Below are 25640 nucleotides of genomic sequence, written 5' to 3'. Positions count from 1 at the left end.
TCTCCTTCTCTTGTGGGGCCGGTGCTCAGATCACGAAGACCGACGAGCCGGTGGTCTTGCGCGATTCGAGGTCGCGGTGGGCCTGCTGCGCTTCTTCGAGCGTGTAGCGCTGGTGGATGTCGATCCGGATGCGCCCGGCCGCCACATGGCCGAACACCTCGGCGGCGAGTGCGGCTTTTTCGGCCGGGTCGGCGATGTAGTCGGCCAGCGCCGGGCGCGTGAGGTAGAGCGAGCCTTTCATGGCCAGCAGGTTGGGGTTGAAGCCGTCGATGGGGCCGCTGGCCGTGCCCACGCAGACCATCAGCCCGCGGCGCTTGAGCGAGTCGAGTGAGGCCATGAAGGTGGTCTTGCCCACGCTGTCGAACACCACGTCCACGCCCTTGCCGCCGGTGAGATCCTTCACCCGGGCGGCCACGTCTTCGTGGCTGTAGTTGATGGTGTGGGTGCAGCCGTGGGCCTTGGCCACCTCGGCCTTTTCATCGGTGGACACGGTGCCGATCACGGTGATGCCCAGCAGCTTGGCCCACTGCGACACGATCAGGCCCACACCGCCGGCCGCCGCGTGCAGCAGCAGCGTGTCGCCGGCCTTGAACGGGTGGATGCGGCGCATCAGGTAGGCCGAGGTGAGGCCGCGCATGGTCATGGCGGCGGCGGTCTCGAAGCCGATCGATTCGGGCAGCTGGATCAGCGGCGCAGCGGCGATGAGGCGGGAGGTAGCGTAGGCGCCCAGGGTGTTGAGAAAGCCGGTGTAGGTGACGCGGTCGCCCACGGCGACGTGGGTGACATCGGGACCGATGGCTTCCACCACGCCGGCCGCTTCCACGCCCATGCCGGCGGGCAGGGGCATCGGGTAGGTGCCGTTGCGGAAATAGGTGTCGGCGTAGTTCAGGCCGACGGCGGCGTGGCGCAGGCGGACCTGGCCCGGGCCGGGGTCGCCGACTTCAACCTGTTCGAGCTCCAGCACTTCGGGGCCGCCGGTGCGGTGCATGCGGATGGCTGTGGCCATGGGGTTGTCTCCTTCGTGTGTTCGGGGTACCGGGTGTCCGGACCATGGAACGCATCGTAGGAGTCACCCCCGCATCGTGCTTGTCAATCTGGGACTTTGATTTGCGAATGTGGGACAGTCATGGAATACCCTGACGCACCCGCGCTTTCGCTTTCTCCTGTGTCCGCCAGGCGGTGACGCTGCAGCCAAAGGTGCTGCGGAACCAGTGCGAGAACGCCGCGGGCGCGGCAAAGCCCAGCAGCAGAGCCACTTCGGCCAATGGCAGGTCGCTGTCCTGCACCTGGCGCATCACCAGCTCGGAGCGCACCGACTGCAGCAGCGTGGCAAAGGTTTCGCCTTCCTTGGCCAGGTGGCGGTGGATGGTGCGGCGGTCCACGCCCAGGTGCTGCGCCACCTGCTGCGAGGTGCAGCGCCCGCCGGGCAGCAGCGCGGCGATGAGCTGGCGCACGGTGGCCTGGGTGCTCTGGTGCTGGCCGGAGAGCGCGCGGTCGAGGTACTGCCGCGCAAAGCGCGCCATCTCGGGGTTGGCGCCCTGCTGCGGCACCAGCAGGTCGGCCGCGTTGCAGACGATGCCGTTGAACTCGCTGTTGAAGTCCACCGCGGTGCCGAAGAAGGCGCGGTGCGCGCTGGCGTCGCGCGGCGGCCGGTGGTTGAAACACACACGCACCGGCTTCCACTGCGGCCCCAGCAGCTCGCGCACGATGCGGTACATGACGCCCACCGCTAGCTCCATCGACTGGCGCGTGCTGGCGGTCTGCGCGACCAGGATCTCTTCACGGATCACGAGCAGCTTGCCGTGCTCCTCGATACGGGTGAGCAGCGAGGCGTTGAGCAGGCGCAGGTAGCGACAGAGGGTGTCGAGCGCGGCGCGCGCGGTGGGCTCTTCCTTCAGCACCAGGCTGATGGGGCCAAGGTTGGAGAGCTGGCGCCGGCCGGCCAGGCGCAGCGCAAAATCTTCCACGCCGCTGGCCTGCGCGCTGTCTTCGAGCAGGGCGCGAACCGCCACGGTGCTGAGCGGCGTTTCGGGGTCTTCCAGGCTGCGCGGCGAGAGCCCGGCGCGGCGCAACATGGCGTGGGCATCGAGCCCCACCGACTGCGCGAGATCGAGGTAGCCCGCCAGGCTGGCGCTGCGCACGACGGGCACGTAGGGGTAATCCATGAATGTCCCAATATCGAAAATGGGTGTCCCAAATTATCAAGCATGGTGGTGGGCCGAATCCTAGTATTCACCCCACGGTCCAGCACAGAGACCGCATGGGACCCGCACCGCGGTCCGCATCCCCACAGATAGGAGACAACGCATGACCTTCCACTTCAGCACCCCGCTGCGCCGCACCCTGTGTGCCGCCGCCCTCACCCTCGCCTTGCCGGCCGCCATGGCCTGGACCGACAAGCCCATCCGCATGATCGTGCCGGCGCCGGCCGGCGGCACCATGGACGTGGTGGCCCGCATCGTGGCCGACCAGCTGTCGGTGGAGACCGGTCAGCCGGTGGTGGTGGAAAACCGTGCCGGTGCCGGTGGCGCCATCGCCGTGCAGGCCATGATCGCGGCGCCGGCCGATGGCAGCACCATCATGATGACGGCGAGCAACATCCTGACCGAGATCCCGCACGTGATGAAGACGGCGTTTGACCCGCTCAAGGACGTGAAGCCAGTGACCGCCATCGCCCGCGCCAGCATGGTGATGATCGGCGCGCCCAACGTGCCGGCCAAAGACGTCAAGGGCGTGGTCGCCTGGGTGAAGGCCAACCCGGGCAAGGTGAACTTCGCGTCGTACAGCACCGGCACCAGCTCGCACTACGCCGGCATGATCCTGAACCAGAAGGCCGGGCTGGACATGCAGCACGTGCCCTTCGCCGGCTCGCCGCCCGCGCTGGCCCAGGTGATGGGCAGCCAGATCCCGCTGATGTTCGACGGCCTGGCCACCGCGCGCAACATGATCACGGCGGGCAAGGTGCAGGCTTTCGGCGTGGCGTCAAAGAAGCGTTCGCAGCACCTGCCCAACGTGCCCACGCTGGCCGAACAGGGCTACCCCGAGCTCGACTTCAGCAACTGGGTCGGCATCATCGTCGCGGCCGGCGTGCCCACCGCCCTGGTGGAGAAGATCAACACCGCGGTGGACAAGGCCGCGGCCGCCCCCAAGGTGCGCGACCGCCTGCTCGGCGCCGGCTTCGACCTCGGTGGCGACGAGACCGCCGAGCAGATGGCGAAATCGCTGCGCGCGGACTTCGAGCGCAACGCCGGCATCGTCAAGACCTTCGACATCAAGATCAACCAGTGAAGCACTGAGCTGAACCCGGCGCCGCCGCCTCCGCGCTCACGCGGCGCCCCACCCACCCCCCACGTATTCCTTGTCAGCGGGCCTGTGCCCGCGGGCCAGGCCTTCGTGCGCGACATCGGCCCGCCCGGCTCGCGCTGACCCGCTGCATTTCCGTCTCCACCCACCCCCGAGGAACCAGAAGATGAACACCCCGAAGCACCCCACCCTACCCGCCCAGGCCCCTCGCACCAGCGCAGCCCCGGTCCTGATGTCGCACAAAACCTGGCTCGCGGCGGCCCTGTTGATGGGCAGCGCGCCCTGGGCCGTGGCGCAGGATTCCACCGTGACCCTGTTCGGCACCGTGGCCGCGTCGGCCCTGAACCTCAGCCACCAGGCCAACGGCACGGGCACCCGCCTGGTGAGCGGCCCGTGGACGGCGCCCTCCTACGGCCTGCGCGGCAGCGAAGCGCTGGGCGGCGGGCTGACAGCGAGCTTCCGCCTGGAGTCTTCGCTGGACCTGCCCACGGGGGGCGCCGGCCGCACCGTGCTGGGCAGCGCCAAACACTTCGACAAGGCCGCCTGGGTGGGCCTGGGCAATCAGCAGCTCAACCTGACCGCCGGGCGCCAGCTGCACGCGGGCATCGACCGCATCGCCGAGACGCTGGACGTGTTCCACGCCAACGCCGACGGCAAGCTGCTGTTGTCCATCCTGGCGCTCAACGCCACCAACACCTTCGGCGGGTTTGACACCCGGGTGGACGACGCCGTGAAGCTGCGCGCGCAGCTGCCCGGCGGCGTGAAGCTGGGCGTCAGCCACGCCTTTGCCAGCGCGGGCCGCGTCGGTCGCAGCCAGTCGATGGACCTGGGCCTGCAGACCCCCGGCTACGGCCTGGGCGCCTACGTGCTGCGCTACAACAGCGACGGCACCCAGCTGCAGCAGAACACCTGGGGCCTGGGCGGCAACGTGCTGGTGGGGTCGGCCCGCCTGTACGCGCACTACATGGACGCCACGCACGACAAGTCGGCCGGCGGCGCCACCGAGCAGAACAACCAGGTCTGGGGTCTGGGCGTGGCCATGCCGATCACGCCCGCACTGTCCATGAAGGCCGCCTACTACCGCGACAGCGCCAGCTCGGTCGGTGGCACGGCGGGCCGCGAAGGCCAGCGCAGCACCGTGGCGCTGATGGGCGACTACGCGTTTTCCAAGCGCACCAGCCTGAACTTCGGCGTGTTCCGCCACAGCCTCTCGGGCGCGCTGGCAGCCGACCCGACCAGCCTGGCCGTGCTCGGCCTGATCGATCCGGCCACGCGCAACGTGAGCGGCAGCGCAACGACGGGCGTGGCCGTCGGTCTCAACCACCGGTTCTGAACCATGCACGGCCAAATGATGCAGCAGCCGCTGCTGATCGCTTCGCTGCTGCGCCACGCCGAGCGCCACCACGGCGCGCAGGAAGTGGTGTCGCGCCGGGTGGAGGGCGACATCCACCGCTGCACCTACGCCGAGCTCGCCGCGCGCTCGCGCCGTCTGGCCCAGGCCCTGGCCGCGCTGGGCGTCGGCAACGGCGACCGCGTGGGCACCATCGCCTGGAACGGCTACCGCCACCTGGAGCTGTACTACGCGGTCTCGGGTTCGGGCGCGGTGCTGCACACGCTCAACCCGCGCCTGCACGCCGACCAGCTGGTCTGGATCGCCGACCACGCGGAAGACCAGGTGTTGTGTTTCGACCTGAGCTTCCTGCCACTGGTGGAAGCGGTGGCTTCGCGCCTGGCCACGGTGAAGCATTTCGTGCTGTTGACCGATCGCGGCCACATGCCTGCGGCGTCGAAGATCCCGGGCCTGCTCTGCTACGAAGACCTGATCGCTTCGCAGGCCGATGACCGCTTCGACTGGCCCGAATTCGACGAGCAGACCGCGTCCAGCCTTTGCTACACCAGCGGCACCACCGGTCACCCCAAGGGCGTGCTCTACAGCCACCGCTCCACGGTGCTGCACACCATGGCCTCGGCGCTGCCCGACGCGCTCAACATCAGCGCCCGCGACGTGGTGCTGCCCGTGGTGCCGATGTTCCATGTGAACGCCTGGGGCCTGCCGTATTCGGCCTGCCTGGTGGGCGCCAAGCTGGTGTTCCCCGGCCCGGGCCTGGACGGCAAGAGCCTGCACGAACTGTTCGAGTCCGAAGGCGTCACCGTCTCGGCCGGTGTGCCCACCGTGTGGCAAGGCCTGCTGGCGCATGTGACCATCAACGGCTTGAAGTTCAGCACCATGCGCCGCACCATCATCGGTGGCTCGGCCTGCCCGCCGGCCATGATGAGCGCCTTCGAAGACACCCATGGCGTGCAGGTCATCCACGCCTGGGGCATGACCGAACTCAGCCCCATCGGCACGGTGGGCATCCTCAAAGGCCCGCAGCTGAAGCTCCCGGTCGAACAGCGCCGCGCCATCCAGGCCAAGCAGGGCCGCTCGGTGTTCGGCATCGACATGAAGATCGTCGGCGAAGACGGTCATGAACGGCCCTGGGACGGCCAGGCGAGTGGCGAGCTGCTGGTGCGCGGGCACTGGGTGGTGGACCGCTACATCCAGGGCGACCGGAGCCCCCTGATCAATGGCTGGTTCCCCACCGGCGACGTGGCCACCATCGACGCCGATGGCTTCATGAACATCACCGACCGCGCCAAGGACGTGATCAAGTCCGGTGGCGAATGGATCGGCTCGATCGACATCGAGAACATCGCCATGGCGCACCCCGCCGTGTTGATGGCCGCCTGCATCGCGGCGCGCCACCCCAAGTGGGACGAGCGCCCGCTGCTGGTGGTGGTGAAGAAACCCGGTGCCGAACTCGCGCGCGACGCCCTGCTCGGCTTCTTTGAGGGCAAGATCGCCAAATGGTGGACACCGGACGACGTGGTGTTTGTCGACGCGATCCCGCTCGGTGCCACCGGCAAGATGCTCAAGCACCGCTTGCGTGAGCAGTTCCAGGACCATCTGCTGCCCCAGGGCTGAAACACCATGACCGACCTGCAAGCCCGTGTGAAACCCCTGCTGCCCGGACTGGCCATCAGCGCTGTGGTGGCCGTGGCGGCCATGTTCCTGGCCGAACACTACGGCGCGCCGGTCATGCTGTTCGCCCTGCTGCTGGGCATGGCACTGAATTTCCTGACGCAGGAAGAAGGCGGGCAGGCCACCCGCAGCGCCGCCGGCATCGACTTCGTCGCCCGGCAGGTGCTGCGCCTGGGCGTCGCGCTCTTGGGCCTGCGCATCACGGCCGACCAGGTGCTGTCGCTGGGCTGGCAGCCGGTGGCCATGGTGGTGCTGGCGGTGGCACTGACCATTGGCGTGGGCATCGTGCTCGCCAGGTTGATGGGCTTCCAGATGTTCTTCGGCCTGCTCACCGGCGGCGCGGTCGCCATCTGCGGCGCGTCGGCCGCGCTTGCCCTGTCGGCCGCCATGCCCCAGCACCCGCGCAAAGGGCAGGCCACGCTGTTCACCGTGATCGGCGTCAGCACGCTGTCCACGCTGGCGATGGTGCTCTACCCCATGGTCACGAATGCGCTGGGCATGGACGCGGTGGCGGCCGGCTACTTCATCGGCGGCACCATCCACGACGTAGCGCAGGTGGTGGGCGCGGGCTACAGCCTGTCGCACGAGGCGGGCGACGCGGCCACACTGGTCAAGCTCATCCGGGTGGCGATGCTGCTGCCCGTCATCGCGTTGGCCGCGCTGCTGACGCGCCGGCAGATGCTGGCCAACGGCGAAGCCATGAGCGGACCGCGTCCGCCGCTGCTGCCCTGGTTTGCGGTGGCCTTCGCGCTGCTGGTGGTGGTCAACAGCACGGGCTGGTTGCCGGCCGCGCTGGTCGGTGCGGGCAAGAGCGCTTCGCAGTGGTGCCTGATCGCCTCGATGGCGGCCATCGGCATGAAGACGCACCTGAAGGACATCCTCACCGTGGGCTGGAAACCGGTGGCGCTGATGGTGCTGGAAACGGTGTTCCTGGCCGCGCTGTTCTACGGCCTGTTGCAGACCCTGGATTGAGCACCCCATGACGGACTGGGTGGACGCAGGGGATGCCAGCCGGCTCGACGCCGCAGGCCGCACGCTGGTGCGCATCCAGGGCCATCAGATCGTGGTGTTTCGCAGCGCCGACACCTTGCACGCCATCGACGACAGCTGCCCGCACAGCGGCGCCTCGCTGTGCACGGGCCGGCTCGACGACAGCGGCCACGTCAAGTGCCCCGCGCACGGCCTGCGGTTTCGCCTGTCCGACGGCCGCATGGCGGGCTCGCCCAAGGGCGCCGCCGCGTTGACCGCGCGTGTCTACCCGGTGCGCGTGAGCGACGGGGTGATCCAGATCCAGCTGGGTGGTGACGGCGGCTGAGTCCCGGGTCAGCGGGTCCAGTGGCTTCGCCGACCTGTGTACGCCGGCGTACAGACCACCCCTGGCCGTGCGAGCAGTCTTGGTCGCACGCCGCACTGGCGGCGCGATCCACTTTCAGGAGACTCTCATGAAAAAGTTCTTGATCGCCGTGCTGGCCATGTTGACCGTGGCGTTCGCACTCCCGCTGCAGGCCGCTTCCGACACCGAGAAGAGCCTGTACGAACGCCTTGGCGGTGTCTTCGCCATCGCCGCCGTGATGGACCACTTCAGCGATGCGGTGGTGCAAAACCCCATCGTGGGAAAGACATCAAAAAACCCGGCCCTCAGGGAATGGCACACGAAGAACCTGGGCCGGTTGCCCGGCCTCAAGTTCGAGCGAACCCTGTGGGTCTGCGAGGTCACCGGTGGGCCGTTCAAATATTCGGCCACGAAGCCGGGCAAAACCCATCTGGGCCTTGAGGTGGCCCACCGTGACCTCAAGATCTCTCCAGAAGAGTTCGACGAGGTGGCGGCCGAACTGGGACGCAGCCTGGACTTTGCCAAAGTTCCTGCCCGTGAGAAGGGCGAGGTGCTGGCCGCCTTCGCCGCGCACAAGAACGAGGTCACGGCGGGCCACAAGGCGAAGTGATTTTGGGCTGGCCAGCGCTCAGGCCCCTGCCCGTCACTGAAAGCCCAAGGTGTCGTTCTAAAGGCTGGGCCTTGCCGCTCAGACGCATGACGCATGAGGCGTGGGCGCTGACGCCGTTCTCATCGTTGTGCAAGCGGGCGTCGGGTGCGCTGGGATCGAGTTGGTTGTCGATCCGGTGATCGAGTTCGAAGTCTGTGTACGCGCCCGCACAGTCAAGCCGCTTTTTCTGGCGCGTACTGGCGCCACTGTTTGCCGGATCGTGTCCTCACGCGACGGTGCGACGAACAGGGTAGGCGCTGGGTTCCTGGAACACCTGACGCTCAGCGTCCAGCGTGAGAAAGGAAGCCTCATGAACACCCCATCTGTCCTGCCGCGCGCGGCCTGTGACCCGGCAGCCTGCGCCTTTCTGCTGCGATTCCTGTCCCACGATGGCCGTGGTCAAGATGTCACCGTGCCCTGCGACGAAGCCGGCAACGTTGACATGAACGCCCTGACTGAGCACTTGCGCAACACCTACCTGGGCGCGCGCGCCATGGTCGGTCGTGACTATTCGTCCCCCACGGTGCAGACCGCGCCTTCGGACCCGGACCACCACGAGCCCCTGCTGCGGCCCTGTGCGACCTGACGAACAGCCCGTTCACCGGCCCTGGCCAGCGCTCACGCCGCGGCCCGAAACTGCTTGGCCGCAAAAGCCCAGACCATGCGCGACGCATCCGGCCCCTGGCCGTCGCTGAAGGCCTTGCTCGCGAGGCCTCCGCTCCAGGCGTGAGCCAATTTGCTCACGGCGACCAGCGTCGCCACGGTGCTACCCTTGCGTTTGAAATCGGTGACCGCCATCGGGTAACGCTTGCCCCGTTGCACGCTGCGCGCCTCGCTCGCCTTCGCCCCCGCTGCGTGGGCCCAGACCTGCGCCGCGGCCTGTCCGTTTTTGGGCGAGACCACGGCGTCGGCGTCACCGTGGATCACCAGCAGGGGTGGCCAGTGGGCCTCCATCGCGTTCGGCGTGGTCATCAACGGGGTCGTCACGCGATGGCCGTGCATGGCGCCCAGCGCCGACAGGGTGGAGTGCGCGGTGCCGGGTGGAATGCCCGAGTGCATGACGACGGCCTTGAAACGCCCCGGGTGCCGGGTGACCAGCAAGGCGGCCATGCTCGCACCGGCCGACAGGCCGGCGATGGCGATGCGCGCCCGGTCCACCGGATGCAACAGGCAGACCTGATCGACCGCCTGCATGATCAAGGCGGCTTCGCCATAGGCACGGCCGGTCTTGGTGTCGAACCAGTTCCAGCAACCCTGCCCGTTGGCGAGCCGGTCCTGCTCGGGGTAGAGCACCAGAAAACGTTCGCGCATCGCGATGCGGTTCATGCGCGTGCTCGCGGCGAAGCTGTTGGCGTCCTGACCGCAGCCGTGCAGCATCACCACCAGCGGCAGCTTCTCGCCAAACTCGACCCCCGGCGGCCGGTAGACCCTGAAGCGCCGGGCGCCGGCCGCGCCCATGACGACGCCGGGAATCCACGCGCCGGCACCGGGTGGCGGCGTGCGCTTGGCCACCGTGGGCTTCAGGGTTTTCTTGAGCGCCCGGGTACTGGAAGCGGTGGCGAGTCGTGTCATCGCCTTGAGGCTGCGCTCGAAGCTTTTGGCCCAAGCGGACGGGCGTGATCGTTTTTTCATTCGGATCATTCTGCATGGCCCTTCGCATCCGTTGCGGGTTGCACGCTGGTGCCAGCATCGATCCGTAGGGGTATGCAAAAACCAGCCCACTTCGCGGCCAGGGTCATGAAGTTTTTCTGGATTGCCCGCAAGGGGCGTCACGGCCTTTCGGTGCTTCGGTTGACGCGAAGCAGTGTGCGAAAGCGAACAGACCTCCCTGGCTCGTGTCCTTACGGTCCGCCTTGCGTAAAGCACGAGGTGACGGAAGTCCCGGCACCCGTCTCGCTCTTCGCCGAAAGGAGTTCCGATGGCCATTACCTCCACAGCAAACGCTGAAGACCTGGCCCGCGCCCGCGTGCTCCGGGGCAGCATCGCCGACAACACGAGGCCGCTCAGCAGCGCCGTCTCGTGGGGCGCCATCGCCGCGGGCGGGGCCGCCGCCGCTTCGCTGTCCCTGATCCTGCTGATCCTCGGTGTCGGGCTCGGCCTGTCTTCCGTGTCGCCCTGGGCCCAGGATGGTTTGAGCGCAGCGACCCTCGGTGTCTCGACCATCGTGTGGCTGACGCTCACGCAATTGTTGGCGTCGGGGATGGGCGGCTACCTCGCCGGCCGCCTGCGCACCAAGTGGACCGATGCGCGCACCGACGAGGTGTACTTCCGCGACACCGCCCACGGCTTTCTGGCCTGGGCCGTGGCAACGATAGCCACCGCCGCGCTGCTGACCTCGGTCATCGGCTCGATCATTGGCGGTGGTGTGCAGGCTGGCGCCCAGGTGGTCGGTGGCGTTGCCAGCACGGCCAGCTCCGCCGTCGGGAGCGCCGCGGCCTCGGCAGGCATGGGGCGGGACGACGAAGGCGGTCCGATGGGCTACTTTGTCGACTCGCTGTTCCGGCGTGATGCAGCCACCGCTGCACCCGTCATGGGAACCGATGGCATGCAAGTCGACACTGCGGCCAGTGAACGCGCCTCTGGCAGGGACACGGCCGAGGTCAGCCGGATCTTCATGAACGTCAGCCGCTCGGAGCCTCTGCCACCCGAAGACATCCGTCACGTGGGCCAGATCGTGGCCCAGCGCACCGGTCTGTCGCAGCCCGAGGCCGAGAGACGGGTCTCTGAGGTCTACGCCAAGGCGCAGGCCAAGTTGACCGACGCGGAAGTGGCTGCGCGTGAGACGGCCGACACGGCGCGCAAGGCCTCTGCCTACAGCGCGCTCTGGCTGTTCGTTTCGCTGCTCGTCGGCGCATTCGTCGCCAGCCTGGCCGCCACGTTCGGTGGTCGGCGCCGCGACGCCTGAACCCTGTTTTCCCACAAGCCCAAGGAGGCCACCATGCGATCCCTGCTCTTGCTGTTTCTCGGCATCCCCATCCCGATCATCATTTTGATCGCCCTGTTCACGTAGTCACCGTACATCTTCCCCCCCAACCTGTCAAAGGACTTCCCATGACCACCACCACCAAGACCACTGCCCCCGCACCGAAGGACGCCATCGCCATGCTCAAAGCCGACCACACGGCCGTTAGCGAGATGTTTGCCGAATACGAAAAGAGCCGTTCGATCCCGAAGAAGAAGGCCCTGGTCGCCGAGATCTGCACGGCGCTCAGCGTGCATGCACAGATCGAAGAAGAAATCTTCTATCCCGCCGTGAAGGCGGCGCTGAAGGACAAGCTGCTGGTGCCCGAAGCCACGGTCGAGCACACCAGTGTGAAGGACCTGATCGCACAGATCGAAGGCCTCGAGCCCGACGGCGAGATGTACGACGCCAAGGTCAAGGTGCTGTCGGAATACGTGAAGCACCACGTCAAGGAAGAGCAGAACGAGATGTTCCCCAAGGCCAAGTCCTCGTCGCTGGACATGGACGATCTGGGTGCACAAATGGCCGCCCGCAAGGACGAACTGCTGGCCCTGACCGCTTGAACGACCGCAGGAGCCCGACATGAATGAACCCTTGCAACCCCATGCCGCACCGCCCGTCCCCTGGGTCACCAGTGACCACCACGAGCGTGTGCCCGACACCTCGATGTTGCCGGGGTCTGAGAAAGCCCCGCCAGCGGCCGTTGCCTCTTTGAACCGGGTTGTGCACGCGGCGCACGATGCCGTTGATCGCCTCGCCGGCAGCGCGGCGCCCAAGGTCAGGCAACTGGGCGAAAGCCTGTCAGGCGCTGAAGCGAGCTTGCGCGAGACCGCTCACCAGATGGGCACCACCCGCGACGAATGGGCCGAGGCCTTGCGGGGCACGGTCAGGCGTCATCCGCTGTCTGCGGTGGCCGCCGCGATGGCGCTGGGCGCGCTGATCGTGCGCGTCAGGCGCTGACGCTTGTCCCGGTCTGCGGTCCTTGAAAACCATGGCCGCCACGAGGCGGCCATGGAGCGGGTCCGCTCCCTGTGCGAAACCCGAGCTTCACCGAAGAAAACACACGCCTTGCACATGGCACGGACCACCGGAACTGCCGGCGCTCGCTGAGTCCTTCCCCGTCAAACATCGAAAGCGCACCATGTCCAATCCCTGGCTGAAGAAAAACCCGTTCATGAGCATGTGGCTGAGCACGGCGAACAGCGTGGCCGGTTCGATGCGTGGCCAGGCCACCGCAGAGGCGAAGCGGCAGGTAAACGCCGCCATCGCCGAGGCAGCCCGCGAGAACCTGAAGGTCTGGAACGCCGCCGTCAAGCCCGCCGCCGCCAAACCCGCGGCCCGAACCAAGCGGACGCGATGATCGCTTCTCGCCACACCCCTGCAGGCAAGGCAACGCCGCACCGTCCCGATAGAAGGTGACGCCGATGGCACGCTGGCCCCGATGGATCGTGGTCGCCGGTGCCGCAACCGGCCTGGCCCTGGTCGGCGCCGTGGTCGCGTCGAACTTCATCGGTGGCGAGAAGAAGATCCAGCGTCACATCACGCGCCTCTACTCGCTCGACGACCCGCGTTTCATGGATGAGCTGGGCGTTCTCCTGGGGCCGCCGTTCCTGGCCGGAACACGCGTGCAGGCCCTGTTGAACGGTGAACAGATCTTCCCGCCGATGCTCGCGGCCATCCGTGGCGCGGAGCGGTCGATCACCTTCGAAACCTACATCTACTGGTCGGGCGACATCGGCCGCCAGTTCGCCGAGGCCCTGGCAGAGCGCGCCCGCCAGGGCGTGAAGGTCCACGTGCTGCTCGACTGGGTGGGCAGCGTCAAGATGGACGACAGCCTGCTGGCCGTGATGACGCAAGCCGGCGTCCAGGTGAAGCGCTTTCATCCCCCGCACTGGTCGCATCTCGGGCGCATGAACAACCGCACCCACCGCAAGCTGCTGATCGTCGACGGCCGTGTCGGGTTCACGGGTGGCGTCGGCGTGGCGCCGCAATGGACGGGCCGCGCGCAGGACCCCGAGCACTGGCGCGACACCCACTTCGCGGTGGAAGGCCCGGTCGTCGCGCAGATGCAGTCGGTGTTCATCGACAACTGGATCAAGGTGACGGGCGACGTGTTGCATGGCCCGGACTACTTCCCCACCCTGGCACCGGCCGGCCCCGGTCGGGCACAGATGTTCAGCAGTTCACCGAGCGGCGGCAGCGAGAGCATGCAGCTGATGTACCTGCTGTCGGTGACCGCGGCGTCGCGGTCGATCGACCTCTCGGCGTCGTACTTCGTGCCCGACGCGCTGACACTGCAGGCCCTCGTGGCCGCGATGCAGCGCGGCGTCAGGCTGCGCATCATCGTGCCGGGCAAGCACATCGACAGCGAGACCGTTCGCAAGGCCTCGCGGGCCACCTGGGGGCCGCTGCTCGCGGCCGGCGCCGTCATCGCGGAATACACGCCCACCATGTACCACTGCAAGGTGATGATCGTCGACGGCATGCTGGTCTCGGTGGGTTCGACGAACTTCGACAACCGCTCCTTCCGGCTCAACGACGAAGCGACGCTGAACGTCGTCGACAAGGCCTTCGCGAGCGCGCAGACCGCCACCTTCGAAGACGACCTCGCGAAGTCCCACCGGGTGACCCACTCGGCGTGGCTGGCGCGCCCCCTGCGCGAGCGCCTGGGTGAAACGCTGGCTTCCTTGCTGGGCACGCAGTTGTGAGCCGTGTCGATCAGCACGCGCTGGGTCCTGGCGGTCGCGGAAACGTTCGGTTCCGCACAGACGCGAACCCTGCCGGCGCAGAGCATGGCCCCCTTCGTGAACCATTTCCAGCGTGGCACCGCGCGCTCAAGCCCATGAAACAACTGGCCACCGATGCCGTTCAATACCCTTCCCTGGCCATGCTGGGCGTGGAGCCCTTTCGTGCTGCGATGGAGTTCGCCTGGCACACATTCACCAAGTCGGACGGCGCGAAACCCGGTGACGGGCATCCGGTCGTGATCTTCCCGGGCCTGGGCGCGGACGGGACCTCGGTGGCCACCTTGCGTGCGCACTGCCGTTCGCTCGGCTACGACGCGTTCGACTGGGGCCAGGGCTTGAATGCCGGCCCGCAGGGTGATCTCGACACCTGGCTGCAGGGCCTGAAGGCCAGGCTGGAGGATCGGCTCGCCGGCCACAGCCAGCCGGCCACGCTGATCGGCTGGAGCCTGGGCGGCATCTACGCGCGCGAAATCGGCAAGCTGATGGCACCGCGCGTCCGGCAGGTGATCACCATCGCAACGCCCTTCAACGCTGGAGCCGACCACAACAACGTCGACTGGCTCCTGCGCTTGCTGGGAGGCAGTTCGCCGGCGATGGACCCGGCGCTGAGCCGGCGCCTGCGCACACCGCCCCCACTGCGCACCACCTCGATCTACAGCCGGTCGGATGGCGTGGTGGCGTGGCAGACCTGCCGGCACGACAAACGGTCGAGCCTCGTGCAGGAGATCGAGGTCGACGGCAGCCATATCGGCATGGGCTGGAACCGGGATGTGCTGGCGGCGGTCGCCGACCGCCTCCATCAGGCATCCGGGGCATGGCGCCGGTATGTGCGCGCGCCATGAGCCGATGCCACAACCACCCACCCTTTCAACGAGCCCACCAACCGAGGAACCGCATGAACACACCATTGACCTTGATCGCGCTCTGCGCATCTGTGATGTTGCTGGTCGCCTGCGACAAGACCACGCCCGCCCCTCCGACACCCATGCTCACCCAGCCCTTGGAGGCCAAACCCAGTGCAACAACAGACGCTGTCGTCCAGCCGTCGGTGCCTTCTGCCGGGACGGTCTTGCCGCCCGTGAACGCTGGCCCAGCGGACCCGGCACAGGGGGAAACGGACGGCACGAGGAAGCCGAAGCAGGAATCCGAAGAGAAGCTGTTGCCCGGGCAGAACAACGATCACTCGGCACCGCTCAGCCCGGCGGTCAAGTGAGTCGGCTCACCCATCACCCCATCGAGGTAACCCCATGTCCCCCAACCCCAGAACCCGGCGTCCCATCGGCCGCCAGCAGCCCACACCGCAGCGTGGCGCGAAACCGCCCAGGTTGAACCCCGACATGCCGCTGCCTCACGAACGCGACCAGTCGATCGACGCCACGGCCCAGGCGCCCGACCCCCAGATGGTCCAGGCCCAGCGCGACATCGACGCCGGCCTGGTCGACACCGACATGCGTGCGACCCCCGGCCTGGACGCAAAGCGCCGCGCCCGCCTGGTGCCCGGCCCGGGTGGCAAGCCGCCACCGTCGGACGGCTGATTCCCCCGCAGGCGAAGACGCCTGCGCATTTTTTTACCTTTCACGTCAAGAGGTCCCCCATGAAGTCCACACCCAAGGTCAAGAGCGCTGGCGACCCGCGGGCCAAGAGCCCCCCGCAGGCGGAACAGCGTGCCGCCGCACAGGCGCTCGCCGCAGCGATGCCCCACAACGCCAACAAGGCGCTGGATTTCGGCCGCGAGAACGCCGTCACGCCGCCGCCCGGCGCCACCGTGTCCAGCGACTCGCCCACGGCGTCGGCCAGCACGCTGAGCGAGGTCAACGTGTCGGCCAAGAGCAGCCACCTGGATGGCGCACGCTCGGACGCCTCGGGCCAGGTGCTGACCACGAACCAGGGCGTGGCCATCGGCGACAACCAGAACTCGCTCAAGGCCGGGCTGCGTGGCCCGACGCTGCTCGAAGACTTCATCCTGCGCGAGAAGATCACGCACTTCGACCACGAGCGCATCCCCGAGCGCATCGTGCACGCGCGCGGCTCCGCGGCGCACGGTTTCTTCGAGGCCTACGAGCCGATGACGGCGTTCACGCGCGCCGCGCCGTTCCAGGCCGCCGGCAAGATCACGCCGGTGTTCACGCGCTTCTCGACGGTCGCCGGCGAACGCGGCTCGACCGACACCGCACGCGACATTCGCGGCTTCGCCGTCAAGTTCTACACCGACGAAGGCAACTGGGACCTGGTGGGCAACAACATCCCGGTGTTCTTCATCCAGGACGCGATGAAGTTCCCCGACCTCGTGCACGCGGTGAAGCCCGAGCCGCACCACGGCATGCCGCAGGCCGCCTCGGCGCACGACACCTTCTGGGACTTCGCCTCGCTCAGCCCCGAGACCACACACACGCTGATGTGGGTGATGTCGGACCGCGGCATTCCGCGCAGCCTGCGCATGATCCAGGGCTTCGGCGTACACACCTACCGCCTGGTCAACGCGGCGGGCGAGTCGCACTTCGTCAAGTTCCACTGGACCCCCAAGCTCGGCACGCACTCGCTGGTGTGGGACGAGGCGGTCAAGATCTCCGGCGCCGACTCCGACTTCCACCGCCGCGACCTCTGGGAAGCGATCGAAGCGGGCGAGTACCCCGAGTGGGAACTCGGCCTGCAGATCTTCACCGAGGCGCAGGCCGAAGCCTTCAGCTTCGACGTGCTCGACGCCACCAAGCTGATCCCCGAAGAGCTGGTGCCCGTGACGCCGGTGGGCCGCATGGTGCTCAACCGCAACCCGGACAACTTCTTCGCCGAGACCGAGCAGGTGGCCTTCTGCACCGCGCACGTGGTGCCGGGCATCGACTTCAGCAACGATCCCCTGCTCGCCGGGCGCATGCACTCCTACATCGACACGCAGATCACGCGACTGGGCGGCGCCAACTTCCACGAGATCCCCATCAACGCGCCGATCAAGCCGCCGCAGAACAACCAGCGCGACGGGCTGCACCGCCAGGCCATCCCGCGCGGCCGGGTCGCGTACGAGCCCAATTCGCTGGGCGGGGGTTGCCCCTTCCAGGCCGGCGCTGCGGGCTTCGTCTCGTTCCCGCAGCCACTGGAAGGCGACAAGCTGCGCGGCAAGCCCGAGAAGTTTGCCGACCACTACACCCAGGCCACGCTCTTCTACGAGAGCCAGACCGCCATCGAGAAGGCCCACATCGCGGGCGGCTTCCGCTTCGAGCTGAGCAAGCTCACGGTGCCGGCGATCCGCGAGCGCATGGTGTCGTCGCTGGTCAACGTGTCCGAAGAACTCGCCGCCACCGTTGCCGCGGGGCTGGGCATCGCCGTGCCCAAGGCCATGCCGAAGGCGCTGGCACATCCCACGGCGCCCGAGGTCACCACGTCGGCCGCGCTGTCACTGATGGCACTGCCGGGCGACGGCGGCATCCGCTCGCGCAGCGTCGCCATCCTGGTGGCCGATGGCGTGGACGGCAAGTCGGTGGCCACCGCGCAAGCGGCGCTGCGGGCCGCCGGTGCGCAGGTGCACCTGATCGCACCGCGCCTGGGGCCGGTGAATCCCGCCAGCGGCGAGCCGTTCGACGCCACCGGGACGCTGGAGAACTCGCCCCCCGTGCTGTTCGATGGCGTCGTGCTGCCCGACGGTGCCGCCGGTGTGAAGGCGCTCGCTGCGCTGATCGAGGTGATGGACTTCATCTCGAACCAGCACCGGCATGGCAAGACCCTGCTCGCGCTCGGGGCCTCGAAGGCGCTGATCGAACAGGCGGGCGCTTCGCCGACGCTGGCGAGCGGCGAAGCCGATCCGGGCATGGTGATCGGTGCCGCCGCCAAGACAGCCCCTGCGGTGGCGGACTTCATCACCGCGCTGGGCAGACACCGCCATCCCGAACGCGAAGCGGGTGCGCTGGCGCCCTGAGCGAGGCACCGGCTGTCGCCGTCACGGGCCTATCGCTGGTCGAGAAACGCGTGAACCGCTCGCAGCTCGATCTCAAAATCGGCCATCAGCGGATCGAGCACCGAGATGTGTGGCGAGGGGTGTGTGACGGCGGTGGCTTCGATGTCGGCGCAGATCTGCCCGAGGCGCGCCGCGCCAATGGCCCGTGCGGTCGACTTCAGCTTGTGGGCGAGATCCGACATGGTCTGCACTTCACCGCCGGCGTGGGCCTGGGCCATCGCCAGCGCCGAGCCCGCCGTGCCCGCCCGAAAGGCCGCCAGCACGTCCTGCACCCCCTGCGGGTCATCGCCGAGCAAATCGGCCAGCACGCCGAGGTCGACCGGTGGCGATGCGGTGGACGACGCCACCTCGTCGGCCGCGGCCCCGCTCGACGGCGTTGACGTGGGCTGCAGCCAGGCATCGATGGTCGACTTCAGCTGCGCCAGGCGAACCGGCTTGCTCAGGTAGACGTCCATGCCGGCCTGGTGGCAGCGCAGTTCTTCCTCGCGCAGGGCGTTCGCGGTCAAGGCGATGATGGGCATGCGCGGACCACCGCCCTCCTCGGCCCGCACCGCGGCGGCCAGCGTGTAGCCGTCCATGATCGGCATGTGCAGGTCGGTCAGCAGCAGCGCATGGCCCCGCTGGCGCCAGCAGGCCAGGGCCTCGGCGCCGTTGGCCACCATCTCGGAGCGGTAACCGAGCAGCGAGAGCTGCTGGGCCAGCACCCGCTGGTTGATCTCGTTGTCTTCGGCCACCAGAATCAACGGTTTCGCTTCGTGGCGGCTCGCATCAGGCTGCGGCGCCGCATGCCGCGGGACAGTGGCGGCGTCCACGCCGGCGGGCGGCGGCTCGACCGGTGCCTCCGCCGGCTGGAGCCGGCCCGCCAGGGCCACGCAGTGCAGGAATTTGGCGCGGTGCAGGCATTCACCGTACAGCCACATCGGGTCCGACGTTTGCCGGCGCGGCCGGCGCTGGCTGCCCCGCTCGATGACAACAAAAGCCGGCACCAGCTCGGGGCGCTCCGACCCGACGGCACGGCAGGCCGCGAGCATCGGGTCGCTGCCTTCGGTGGCGTCTTTGGCGTCGGCGATGACGACAACGCACCGACCCGGGTCAACACGGCGCAACCAGGCCTGGGCCTGCGCCACGGTCTGCAGGCAGGTCGTGGCGGCGCCCGCGTGGATCAGGTAGTCGGCCAGGTCGGCGGCCGGACCGGCGGCAGCGCCGACCACCAGGCAGGGCAGCCCCGCCAGCGGCTGCGGCATCGGGATGGGATTCGGGTCGTTGTCGGCCGGCACCCGCACGATGGGCAGGCGCACCGTGAAGGTCGACCCCTCGCCCGCCGCACTGCGCACCGCCACTTCGCCCCCCATCAGCGTCAGCAGGCGGTGCGAAATGCTAAGCCCCAGCCCGGTGCCGCCAAAGCGCCGGGTGGTGCTGGCGTCGGCCTGGGTGAACGGCGAGAACAGGCGGGCCTGGGTGTCGGCGTCCATGCCGATGCCGTTGTCGGACACCTCCAGCGCCAGCGTGTCGTCGCCGGCCGGGCCGGCCAGGCGCAGGGCGCGCAAGGACACCGAGCCGGGGCGCGACAGCCCGTGGCTGAACTTGATCGCGTTGCCGACCAGGTTCATCAGCACCTGGCGCAGCCGCGCGGCGTCGCCCAGCATGCCTGGCGGCAGGCGCGGGTCGGTGTACAGGTGAAGGCCGACACCCTGGTTCACGGCCAGCGGGTACAGGGCATCGCTGACCCCCTCGACCACCGCCGTCACGTCCATCGGCTCGTGATCGATGTCGAACTGGCCGGCTTCGATCTTCGAGAAGTCCAGCACGTCGTCGACGATGGCCATCAGCGCGTAGGCCGATTCGCGCGCGGTCTTCACCAGCTCGCGCTGTTCCGGGTCCAGACGGCCCTCTTCCAGCACGTCAATCATGCCGACCACGCCGTTCATCGGCGTGCGGATCTCGTGACTCATGGTCGCGAGGAAAGCGGACTTGGCGCGGTTGGCCTGCTCGGCCAGCTCACGCGCCTGCTCCAGTTCCAGGGTGCGGTGGCGCACCCGCTCTTCGAGCCCGGCGTTCAGCTCAAGCAGCGCCTGTTCGCTGCGGCGGCGTTCGCTGATGTCGCGTATGACGGAGACGAAGTGCGTGAAGCCCTCGCCGGCCGTGGCCACCGGTGTGATGTCGATCTCGACGGCGTACTCCCGACCATCCTTGGTGGTCCGCATCAGCTCGGCGTGCACCGGCGCGAAACGGTCGACCGCGTCGCGGATACGCGCCAGCTCGGCCGCGTCCGTCGAGGGGCCGTCGAGCAAGCCGGGGGACCGGCCGATCACATCCTCCCGCGCGTAGCCGGTCAGGCGCATGAAGGCATCGTTGACGAACACGATGCGCCGGCCGTGCTGCAGTTCAGGTGCCGGCTCGGTGATGATGACGACGTCGTTCAACTGCGCCACGCTGGCTTCGAGCAGATTCAGCTGCTGACGCGCTGCGCGGGTGGCGGTGACGTCGCGGAAGTACACCGACAGCCCGTCGTCCGTCGGGTGGCAGTCGACGCCGAACCAGGCCTGCAACGCCGGGTAAAAGGCCTCGAAGGTGACCCCCGTTTCACCGCCCATCGCACGCTGGTAACAGCGGTCGAAGACCGTGCCCACCCCCTCGGGGTAGATGTCCCACAGCACGCGCCCGAGCATGGTGTCGCGCGCGCGCGCCCACAGGCGCTCGGCCTCGCGGTTGATGTAGGTGAAGCGCCAGTCGCGGTCGACGGTGAAGAAAGCGTCGCTGATGCTTTCGAGCGTGTTGCTCAGCCGTTGCGCCAGCTTCTGCGTCTCCAGCGCCGCCAGCTTGCGCTCGGTGATGTCCTGCAGCGCGCCCTGGATGCGCACGATGCGGCCCTCGGCGTCGCGCACCGCTTCGCCGATGGTGCGCACCCAGAAACGGCGTCCGGTGGCCGATACCTTCTCGGCCTCCAGGTCGTAGGGCGTGCCGGACGCGATGCAGCGCTGGACGGCGGCCTGGACAGCGGCGCGGTGCTCGGGGGCGAAGGCGGCCAGGCCCTGCTCCATCGAGGGCGAATAGCCGGCCGGTTCGTCGTGCAGGCCGGCAACCATGTCGGACCAGTGCAGGCGCCTCTGAACCACGTCGAAGGTCCAGCCGCCGACCTTGGCGCTGCGGCCCGCCATGTCGAGCATCGCCTTGCTGTCGCGCAGTGCCTGCTCGGCCAGCCTCTCGTCGGTGATGTCGCGGGCGACGCCGATGACGCCGATCACCTCGCCCCGGGCGTTGCGGTAGGGCGCACGCGTCGATTTGAAGATGCGCCGGCCGCTCACACCGGTGAGCCACTTCTCGGAGGTGTGCACCTCGCCCGTTGCGAACAGCGTGCGGTCGTTCTCGACGATCTGCGCGGCCTCCGCGGCGTCGTACAGGTCCCGGTCGTCGCAGCCCAGGATCTGTTCGACCGTGCGACCGGTGAAATCGGCCAGGGCTTTGTTGCAGAGCAGATACCGACCCTGCAGGTCCTTGACGCAGACAACGTCGGGCGTGCCGTCGGCCACGGCTTGCAGCAGTTCCGCACTGCGAAGGGAGGCCTGCTCGGCCCGCAACGCGGCGGCCACCGCCGGGTTCCGGGCTGCGAGCAGCAGGTTGCTGCCAGCCCGGTTGGCCACGGTGTCGATTTCATCCGCTGTCAGGGCCTGCAGCTGCTGCTCCACATCGTGCAGGGTGTCGACGAGCGCCGCGATGCGCGCCTGTCGGCTGGGGTTGGCGTCAGAGGGCAACACCGGCATCACAGGACGCTACGCGGCAGGCTCAGGGCACGCGCGGGGTTCGCGGCATTGCCAGCGGTGCACCGCCGGCGCCAGTGATCAGCGGGCGCGGTCATGCCTTCGCCGCGAGCGCCCTGTGCGCTGGCGGTGGTGGCATGGCGGTCGTGGCGGGAGAGAGCGGTGCGGTCATGGGGTTGTTTGCAGGAAATCGAACGCGTCGGTCTGGCCGAGCATCTTGGTTTCAGCGGTCAGCGTTGCAGGTCACGCAGGCTACACAGAAAACCACGGAGTGTAGGGATGCACCGTCGAAAGCCCCCTACGCAGCCGGACCTGTTGGCCATGATCACCGCCCGGCGCACCGGATGCGACGCGCATGCCGGGGCGTGGTCAACACCCGGCAGAGCAGGGAGCGCATGAACGCACCGCCATCGACGACCAGGACCATCGGGGACTCGGGGCACGCCGTCTGCGGGGGATGAAGCGGGTGGGAGGGGCGAACCCCTTGCATGACGGACTGTTGCCCTCACTATGGCGCGCGCGCCCGCCCGCGTCTGTGCGACAGCACACCCACCCCGGGCCCTGGGGTGTGCGCAACCGCACAGACCGGGGGCAACGGCGGGTGAATGATGTCCTTTCCAGCCTCGGATACCCGCTTCCAGGCGCCCTCGCCCACCCTGAAAGGCCCGTTCCATGAACCGCCTCGCTGACCTGCCCGTCACCTCCCAACCGCCTGTCCTGGCTTCGATCCCGGTCCAGTCGCCCGTGCCCGGGCCCTGGCCCGAACCCGAGCCGTCCCTGCCGCCGGGGCAAGCGCCGTCACCCGATGGCGTGCCGCTGCCCCTGGAACCGCTGGACATACCGCCTCAGATCCCGCCCGAGATCCGCGAGCCGCACCAGCCCGGCGAACACCTCCCCCTCAGCACCGACCCGGGCCTTTTCACCCCCAACGCGTCACTGACGCACAGGAGCCCATCATGAATCCATCCACTTCTCCTCTGGCAAAGCCGGTCCCGCTTGACGGCGACCTCGCCGAGCAGGCCCGTCCCGGCCACGGCATTCCGTCGCAGGACCTGAACCCCGCAGCCCAGTCCCTGCTGAACCCCGAGGAGGCCCAGCGCGAGGCCAACTCGGTGCTGACGGGCGGCGGCGTGGTGGCCGGTGCGGCCGCCGGTGTGGCCATCGGCAGCGTGGTCGCCGGCCCCGTGGGTGCGGTGGTGGGTGGCACGGTGGGGGCTGTTGCGGGCGCCCTGGGTGGCGCCGCGGCCGGTGGCCTGGTGAGCCCCGAGGAATCGGGCCCCGCCGAGAAACCCGCCGCAACGGGCACGACCCAACTCAACCTGGAGAAGACAATGCAACGACTCAAAGACGTGATGAGCCACGACGTGCAGGTGATCGGCCCCGACGCGACGCTCCGGGAGGCCGCAGCCCGGATGCGGGACCAGGGCTTCGGGATGCTTCCCGTGGGCGAGAACGACCGCATGATCGGCGCGGTGACCGACCGCGACATCGCCGTGCGGGCCGTCGCCGAAGGCAAGGACGGCGACACGCTGGTCCGCGACGTGATGTCGAATGACGTGATCTGGTGCTATGACGACGACACCGTGGAGAAAGGCGCCGACACGATGAGCAAGTGCCAGGTCCGGCGCCTGCCGGTGGTGAACCGCGAAAAGCGCCTGGTGGGCATCGTCTCGCTCGGCGACTTTGCCGTCGCAGCCGACGACATCCAGCCCACCGCTGACGCACTGGTCGGCATCTCGCAACCCTAGGCCCCTGGCCACGGGCACGGTCGGCCGATCCGGCTGACCTGTGCCCAGACTCCGGGTGTTTTCATGTCTGTGCTCGACATCGTCACGGCCACCTTGCGTGCCGAGTTCTCCGATCTGCTGCAGGTTGAGCAGGTCACGCGCGTGACCGCGCGTCTGGCCGTGGCCCTGTTGCTGGGGGCGGTGATCGGCTGGGACCGCGAGCGCCGCGATGCCGATGCCGGTCTGCGCACCCACATGCTGGTGTCGCTGGGGGCCGCGCTCTTCGTGCTGGTTCCCGCAGAGGCGGGCATGGGCGCCGACGCGCTGAGCCGCGTCGTCCAGGGCATCGTCGCCGGCATCGGATTTCTCGGCGCGGGCGCCGTGCTGAAGATGGGCAACGAAGGCCGCATCCACGGCTTGACCACGGCGGCCACCATCTGGGCCACGGCGGCGGTGGGCATGTCGGCCGGCCTGGGGCGCGAAGGCACGGCCCTGCTGGCCACCGCGTTCATCCTGCTGGTGCTGATCGGGCTCAGGCGCCTCGAAGTGCGCAAGGCGCACAAGGCCTCCCGGTTGATCGCCTTGCCGAAGGTCGGCACCGATGACGCCATCGCCACCGGACGGAGGGTCGATCGGTATTGACCGTGACCTGCGGCTGCGTGGTGCAGGTGGTCAGCCCGGTCGCTGTGGAATGGCCGGTGGCGGGGCGACGGGCTTGGGCTTGCCACGTTGCGCAAACACCCACGTGAACTCCGCACCGAGCAGGAAGACCTGCGCCGAGTAGTACACCCACAGCAGCAGCACCACCAGCGACGATGCGGCGCCGAACACCGAGGCCACCGCGCTGCGGCCGATGTACAGGCCGATCAGCGTCTTGCCGACCGTGAACAACAGGGCAGTGATGAGGGCGCCGATCCACACGTCGCGCCAGGCGACATGGGTCCTGGGCATCCACTTGTAGATCATCGCAAACACCGCGGTGATGAACGCCAGCGTCAACACAAAGTTGACGGCATCGGCCACCACCGCGAACTCGCCGAACCAGGGCGCCCACCATTTGCCCAGCGCGGCCATCAAGGCGCTGAGCACCAGTGAAACCAGGAGCAGGAAGCCGATGCCCAGGACCAGCCCGAGCGAGAGCAGGCGCACCCGGAAGAAGTCCCGCACACCATTGAAGTCGGGACGGGGCGGCACCTGCCAGATGCGGTCCATGGCGTTCTGCAGTTCGACAAACACGGTGGTGGCACCGACCAGCAACGTGCCCAGCCCCACCAGCATGCCCACCAGGCTCGCGGCGGGCTTGTTCAGGCTCTCGAGCACCGTGTTCAGGGTGGTGGCGCTGTCCTCGCCCACCATCAGGGAAATCTGCGCAAAGATCTCCGCCCGGGCAGCCGCTTCGCCAAAGAAAAAACCGGCGACCGAAATGACGATCAGCAGCAACGGCGCGATCGAGAAGAGCGTGTAGAAAGCGAGTGCTGCACCCATGCTGGGCGCGTAATCGTCGAGCCACGCGTTCACCGTCGAGGTGAGCAGGCGCCAGATCATCCAGGCTACCGATCAGTGGGTTGGCGTCAAGAAACACCCGCACGCACAGGCCGGGCAGGCTCCGAAATTTCGGCCAGGGTGAACCCCGCCATTTCAGGGTCCGACCTGGCCGCCAGGTCGCCCAGCGAGAGCATGCCCACGAGCCGCTCGGCACCGTCCAGCACTGGCAGCCGACGGATCTGTGACGCCTGCATCTTCGCGATCACTTCTTCAAGCCCCTCATGTTCAAAAACGCACTCCACCTGTTCCGTCATCAACTCGCTGAGCAGGGTGGTGGCCATCGGCATCTCCAGCGCGACGCCGCGCACCACGATGTCGCGGTCGGTGATCACGCCCATCACGCGCGCGCCTTCAACGATCGGCAATGCGCCGACGTTCAGTGCCTCCATGGCCTTGGCAGCAAGCAACACCGTGTCTTGCGGCGACATGGAACGCACGTCTCGGGTCATCACGTCTTTGACTTGTTGCATGGCTGGCTTCCTGTCTGGATTGAACGTCGGACCGAGGCAGCAGGTGCTCAACAGTCCAAGCAGGTGAAACAGGTTCGTTGGTCACTCATGAAATTTTGCTCCTCCATTCGGAGTCGCGCGGAGGCCGCGAGTGCAAATTGTTGAATGACAGTCTTGTTGGCGTCGGTGCGATGGCACA

Annotated in this window: 25 protein-coding genes and 1 pseudogene; 20 read left to right on the top strand and 6 right to left on the bottom strand. The window is 68.1% G+C overall.

What is annotated here, in order from left to right:
- Positions 1-25: 25 nt before the first annotated feature.
- Positions 26-1006 carry a quinone oxidoreductase family protein gene (locus F3K02_RS10085; RefSeq protein WP_177135489.1) on the bottom strand — a complete coding sequence of 327 codons (981 nt, stop codon included), beginning with the start codon at positions 1004-1006 and terminating at the stop codon, positions 26-28.
- Between the two features lie 118 nt (positions 1007-1124).
- The gene (locus F3K02_RS10080; protein ID WP_177135488.1) at positions 1125-2165 is read right to left on the bottom strand and encodes an AraC family transcriptional regulator; all 1041 of its coding nucleotides are present in this window, start codon (positions 2163-2165) and stop codon (positions 1125-1127) included.
- A 142-nt stretch (positions 2166-2307) separates the two neighbouring features.
- Between F3K02_RS10080 and F3K02_RS10075 the strand changes: the two genes are divergently transcribed.
- From F3K02_RS10075 to F3K02_RS10045, 7 genes are all read left to right on the top strand, one after another.
- Positions 2308-3288 carry a tripartite tricarboxylate transporter substrate binding protein gene (locus F3K02_RS10075; RefSeq protein WP_177135487.1) on the top strand — a complete coding sequence of 327 codons (981 nt, stop codon included), beginning with the start codon at positions 2308-2310 and terminating at the stop codon, positions 3286-3288.
- A 181-nt stretch (positions 3289-3469) separates the two neighbouring features.
- Positions 3470-4636, top strand: coding sequence for a porin (locus F3K02_RS10070; protein WP_177135486.1), 1167 nt, complete (start codon positions 3470-3472; stop codon positions 4634-4636).
- A gap of 3 nt (positions 4637-4639) precedes the next feature.
- A complete protein-coding gene (locus F3K02_RS10065) occupies positions 4640-6268 on the top strand; it encodes a 3-(methylthio)propionyl-CoA ligase (RefSeq protein WP_177135485.1) in 1629 nt (542 codons plus the stop codon).
- A 6-nt stretch (positions 6269-6274) separates the two neighbouring features.
- Positions 6275-7297: a YeiH family protein gene (locus F3K02_RS10060; protein WP_177135484.1), complete on the top strand. Its 1023-nt coding sequence runs from the start codon at positions 6275-6277 to the stop codon at positions 7295-7297.
- 7 nt (positions 7298-7304) lie between these two features.
- Positions 7305-7640, top strand: a complete 336-nt coding sequence (locus F3K02_RS10055; protein ID WP_177135483.1) for a Rieske (2Fe-2S) protein — start codon at positions 7305-7307, stop codon at positions 7638-7640.
- Between the two features lie 127 nt (positions 7641-7767).
- Positions 7768-8268, top strand: coding sequence for a group I truncated hemoglobin (locus F3K02_RS10050; protein WP_177135482.1), 501 nt, complete (start codon positions 7768-7770; stop codon positions 8266-8268).
- A 349-nt stretch (positions 8269-8617) separates the two neighbouring features.
- Complete coding sequence (locus F3K02_RS10045; protein ID WP_177135481.1) at positions 8618-8893, top strand: hypothetical protein; 276 nt, start codon at positions 8618-8620, stop codon at positions 8891-8893.
- A 32-nt stretch (positions 8894-8925) separates the two neighbouring features.
- On the opposite strand, the gene F3K02_RS10040 is transcribed toward F3K02_RS10045, so the two are convergent.
- On the bottom strand, positions 8926-9939 hold the full coding sequence (locus F3K02_RS10040; RefSeq protein ID WP_177135480.1) for an extracellular catalytic domain type 1 short-chain-length polyhydroxyalkanoate depolymerase: 1014 nt from the start codon (positions 9937-9939) through the stop codon (positions 8926-8928).
- A gap of 286 nt (positions 9940-10225) precedes the next feature.
- On the opposite strand from F3K02_RS10040, the gene F3K02_RS10035 reads away from it, so the two are divergent.
- The 9 genes from F3K02_RS10035 (at position 10226) to F3K02_RS09995 (ending at position 17923) form a co-directional block, all read left to right on the top strand.
- Positions 10226-11212, top strand: a complete 987-nt coding sequence (locus F3K02_RS10035; protein WP_246309355.1) for a hypothetical protein — start codon at positions 10226-10228, stop codon at positions 11210-11212.
- Positions 11213-11358: 146 nt separating this feature from the next.
- Positions 11359-11832: a hemerythrin domain-containing protein gene (locus F3K02_RS10030; RefSeq protein ID WP_177135479.1), complete on the top strand. Its 474-nt coding sequence runs from the start codon at positions 11359-11361 to the stop codon at positions 11830-11832.
- A 19-nt stretch (positions 11833-11851) separates the two neighbouring features.
- Entirely contained in the window at positions 11852-12229 is a 378-nt protein-coding gene (locus tag F3K02_RS10025; protein WP_177135478.1) for a hypothetical protein, read from the top strand.
- A 181-nt stretch (positions 12230-12410) separates the two neighbouring features.
- Positions 12411-12629 carry a hypothetical protein gene (locus tag F3K02_RS10020; protein ID WP_177135454.1) on the top strand — a complete coding sequence of 73 codons (219 nt, stop codon included), beginning with the start codon at positions 12411-12413 and terminating at the stop codon, positions 12627-12629.
- Positions 12630-12693: 64 nt separating this feature from the next.
- Positions 12694-13977, top strand: a complete 1284-nt coding sequence (locus F3K02_RS10015; protein WP_177135477.1) for a phospholipase D-like domain-containing protein — start codon at positions 12694-12696, stop codon at positions 13975-13977.
- A gap of 134 nt (positions 13978-14111) precedes the next feature.
- Entirely contained in the window at positions 14112-14858 is a 747-nt protein-coding gene (locus F3K02_RS10010; RefSeq protein WP_177135476.1) for an alpha/beta fold hydrolase, read from the top strand.
- Between the two features lie 53 nt (positions 14859-14911).
- A complete protein-coding gene (locus F3K02_RS10005; protein WP_177135475.1) occupies positions 14912-15229 on the top strand; it encodes a hypothetical protein in 318 nt (105 codons plus the stop codon).
- A gap of 34 nt (positions 15230-15263) precedes the next feature.
- Positions 15264-15551 (top strand): hypothetical protein, encoded by a 288-nt coding sequence (locus tag F3K02_RS10000; RefSeq protein WP_177135474.1) that lies wholly within the window; start codon positions 15264-15266, stop codon positions 15549-15551.
- 59 nt (positions 15552-15610) lie between these two features.
- Entirely contained in the window at positions 15611-17923 is a 2313-nt protein-coding gene (locus F3K02_RS09995) for a catalase (RefSeq protein ID WP_177135473.1), read from the top strand.
- A 29-nt stretch (positions 17924-17952) separates the two neighbouring features.
- Here F3K02_RS09995 and F3K02_RS09990 read toward each other — a convergent pair whose 3' ends face one another.
- Positions 17953-21714, bottom strand: a complete 3762-nt coding sequence (locus F3K02_RS09990; RefSeq protein ID WP_218179421.1) for a PAS domain-containing protein — start codon at positions 21712-21714, stop codon at positions 17953-17955.
- A gap of 678 nt (positions 21715-22392) precedes the next feature.
- On the opposite strand from F3K02_RS09990, the gene F3K02_RS09985 reads away from it, so the two are divergent.
- The 4 genes and pseudogenes from F3K02_RS09985 (at position 22393) to F3K02_RS09970 (ending at position 24089) form a co-directional block, all read left to right on the top strand.
- Positions 22393-22680, top strand: a complete 288-nt coding sequence (locus F3K02_RS09985; RefSeq protein WP_177135471.1) for a hypothetical protein — start codon at positions 22393-22395, stop codon at positions 22678-22680.
- A pseudogene (locus F3K02_RS09980) lies at positions 22677-23027 on the top strand (hypothetical protein); the annotation flags it as partial. The gene F3K02_RS09985 and the pseudogene F3K02_RS09980, both read left to right, overlap by 4 nt.
- Before the next feature lie 24 nt (positions 23028-23051).
- Positions 23052-23468, top strand: coding sequence for a CBS domain-containing protein (locus tag F3K02_RS09975; RefSeq protein ID WP_177135861.1), 417 nt, complete (start codon positions 23052-23054; stop codon positions 23466-23468).
- 63 nt (positions 23469-23531) lie between these two features.
- Entirely contained in the window at positions 23532-24089 is a 558-nt protein-coding gene (locus tag F3K02_RS09970) for an MgtC/SapB family protein (protein WP_177135470.1), read from the top strand.
- Positions 24090-24119: 30 nt separating this feature from the next.
- Here the strand turns inward: F3K02_RS09970 and F3K02_RS09965 are convergent, their stop codons facing one another.
- Positions 24120-24992 carry a YihY/virulence factor BrkB family protein gene (locus tag F3K02_RS09965; protein WP_177135469.1) on the bottom strand — a complete coding sequence of 291 codons (873 nt, stop codon included), beginning with the start codon at positions 24990-24992 and terminating at the stop codon, positions 24120-24122.
- A gap of 26 nt (positions 24993-25018) precedes the next feature.
- On the bottom strand, positions 25019-25462 hold the full coding sequence (locus F3K02_RS09960; RefSeq protein ID WP_177135468.1) for a CBS domain-containing protein: 444 nt from the start codon (positions 25460-25462) through the stop codon (positions 25019-25021).
- Positions 25463-25640 lie beyond the last annotated feature (178 nt).

The organism is Hydrogenophaga aromaticivorans, from assembly GCF_013387465.1.
In the GTDB taxonomy this organism is placed as follows: domain Bacteria; phylum Pseudomonadota; class Gammaproteobacteria; order Burkholderiales; family Burkholderiaceae_C; genus Hydrogenophaga; species Hydrogenophaga aromaticivorans.
The sequence above is the reverse complement of the archived record's forward strand: the minus strand, read 5'-3'. Positions and strand labels throughout refer to the sequence as shown.

Coding starts and splice junctions, on each gene's coding strand:
- F3K02_RS09970 (WP_177135470.1), top strand. CDS start 23,532: ATGTCTGTGCTCGACATCGTCACGGCCACCTTGCGTGCCGAGTTCTCC.
- F3K02_RS10080 (WP_177135488.1), bottom strand. CDS start 2,165: ATGGATTACCCCTACGTGCCCGTCGTGCGCAGCGCCAGCCTGGCGGGC.
- F3K02_RS09985 (WP_177135471.1), top strand. CDS start 22,393: ATGAACCGCCTCGCTGACCTGCCCGTCACCTCCCAACCGCCTGTCCTG.
- F3K02_RS09995 (WP_177135473.1), top strand. CDS start 15,611: ATGAAGTCCACACCCAAGGTCAAGAGCGCTGGCGACCCGCGGGCCAAG.
- F3K02_RS10000 (WP_177135474.1), top strand. CDS start 15,264: ATGTCCCCCAACCCCAGAACCCGGCGTCCCATCGGCCGCCAGCAGCCC.
- F3K02_RS10060 (WP_177135484.1), top strand. CDS start 6,275: ATGACCGACCTGCAAGCCCGTGTGAAACCCCTGCTGCCCGGACTGGCC.
- F3K02_RS10050 (WP_177135482.1), top strand. CDS start 7,768: ATGAAAAAGTTCTTGATCGCCGTGCTGGCCATGTTGACCGTGGCGTTC.
- F3K02_RS10035 (WP_246309355.1), top strand. CDS start 10,226: ATGGCCATTACCTCCACAGCAAACGCTGAAGACCTGGCCCGCGCCCGC.
- F3K02_RS10040 (WP_177135480.1), bottom strand. CDS start 9,939: ATGAAAAAACGATCACGCCCGTCCGCTTGGGCCAAAAGCTTCGAGCGC.
- F3K02_RS10085 (WP_177135489.1), bottom strand. CDS start 1,006: ATGGCCACAGCCATCCGCATGCACCGCACCGGCGGCCCCGAAGTGCTG.
- F3K02_RS10020 (WP_177135454.1), top strand. CDS start 12,411: ATGTCCAATCCCTGGCTGAAGAAAAACCCGTTCATGAGCATGTGGCTG.
- F3K02_RS10025 (WP_177135478.1), top strand. CDS start 11,852: ATGAATGAACCCTTGCAACCCCATGCCGCACCGCCCGTCCCCTGGGTC.
- F3K02_RS10015 (WP_177135477.1), top strand. CDS start 12,694: ATGGCACGCTGGCCCCGATGGATCGTGGTCGCCGGTGCCGCAACCGGC.
- F3K02_RS10075 (WP_177135487.1), top strand. CDS start 2,308: ATGACCTTCCACTTCAGCACCCCGCTGCGCCGCACCCTGTGTGCCGCC.
- F3K02_RS09960 (WP_177135468.1), bottom strand. CDS start 25,462: ATGCAACAAGTCAAAGACGTGATGACCCGAGACGTGCGTTCCATGTCG.
- F3K02_RS10030 (WP_177135479.1), top strand. CDS start 11,359: ATGACCACCACCACCAAGACCACTGCCCCCGCACCGAAGGACGCCATC.
- F3K02_RS10045 (WP_177135481.1), top strand. CDS start 8,618: ATGAACACCCCATCTGTCCTGCCGCGCGCGGCCTGTGACCCGGCAGCC.
- F3K02_RS10055 (WP_177135483.1), top strand. CDS start 7,305: ATGACGGACTGGGTGGACGCAGGGGATGCCAGCCGGCTCGACGCCGCA.
- F3K02_RS10065 (WP_177135485.1), top strand. CDS start 4,640: ATGCACGGCCAAATGATGCAGCAGCCGCTGCTGATCGCTTCGCTGCTG.
- F3K02_RS09965 (WP_177135469.1), bottom strand. CDS start 24,992: ATGATCTGGCGCCTGCTCACCTCGACGGTGAACGCGTGGCTCGACGAT.
- F3K02_RS10005 (WP_177135475.1), top strand. CDS start 14,912: ATGAACACACCATTGACCTTGATCGCGCTCTGCGCATCTGTGATGTTG.
- F3K02_RS10070 (WP_177135486.1), top strand. CDS start 3,470: ATGAACACCCCGAAGCACCCCACCCTACCCGCCCAGGCCCCTCGCACC.
- F3K02_RS10010 (WP_177135476.1), top strand. CDS start 14,112: ATGAAACAACTGGCCACCGATGCCGTTCAATACCCTTCCCTGGCCATG.
- F3K02_RS09975 (WP_177135861.1), top strand. CDS start 23,052: ATGCAACGACTCAAAGACGTGATGAGCCACGACGTGCAGGTGATCGGC.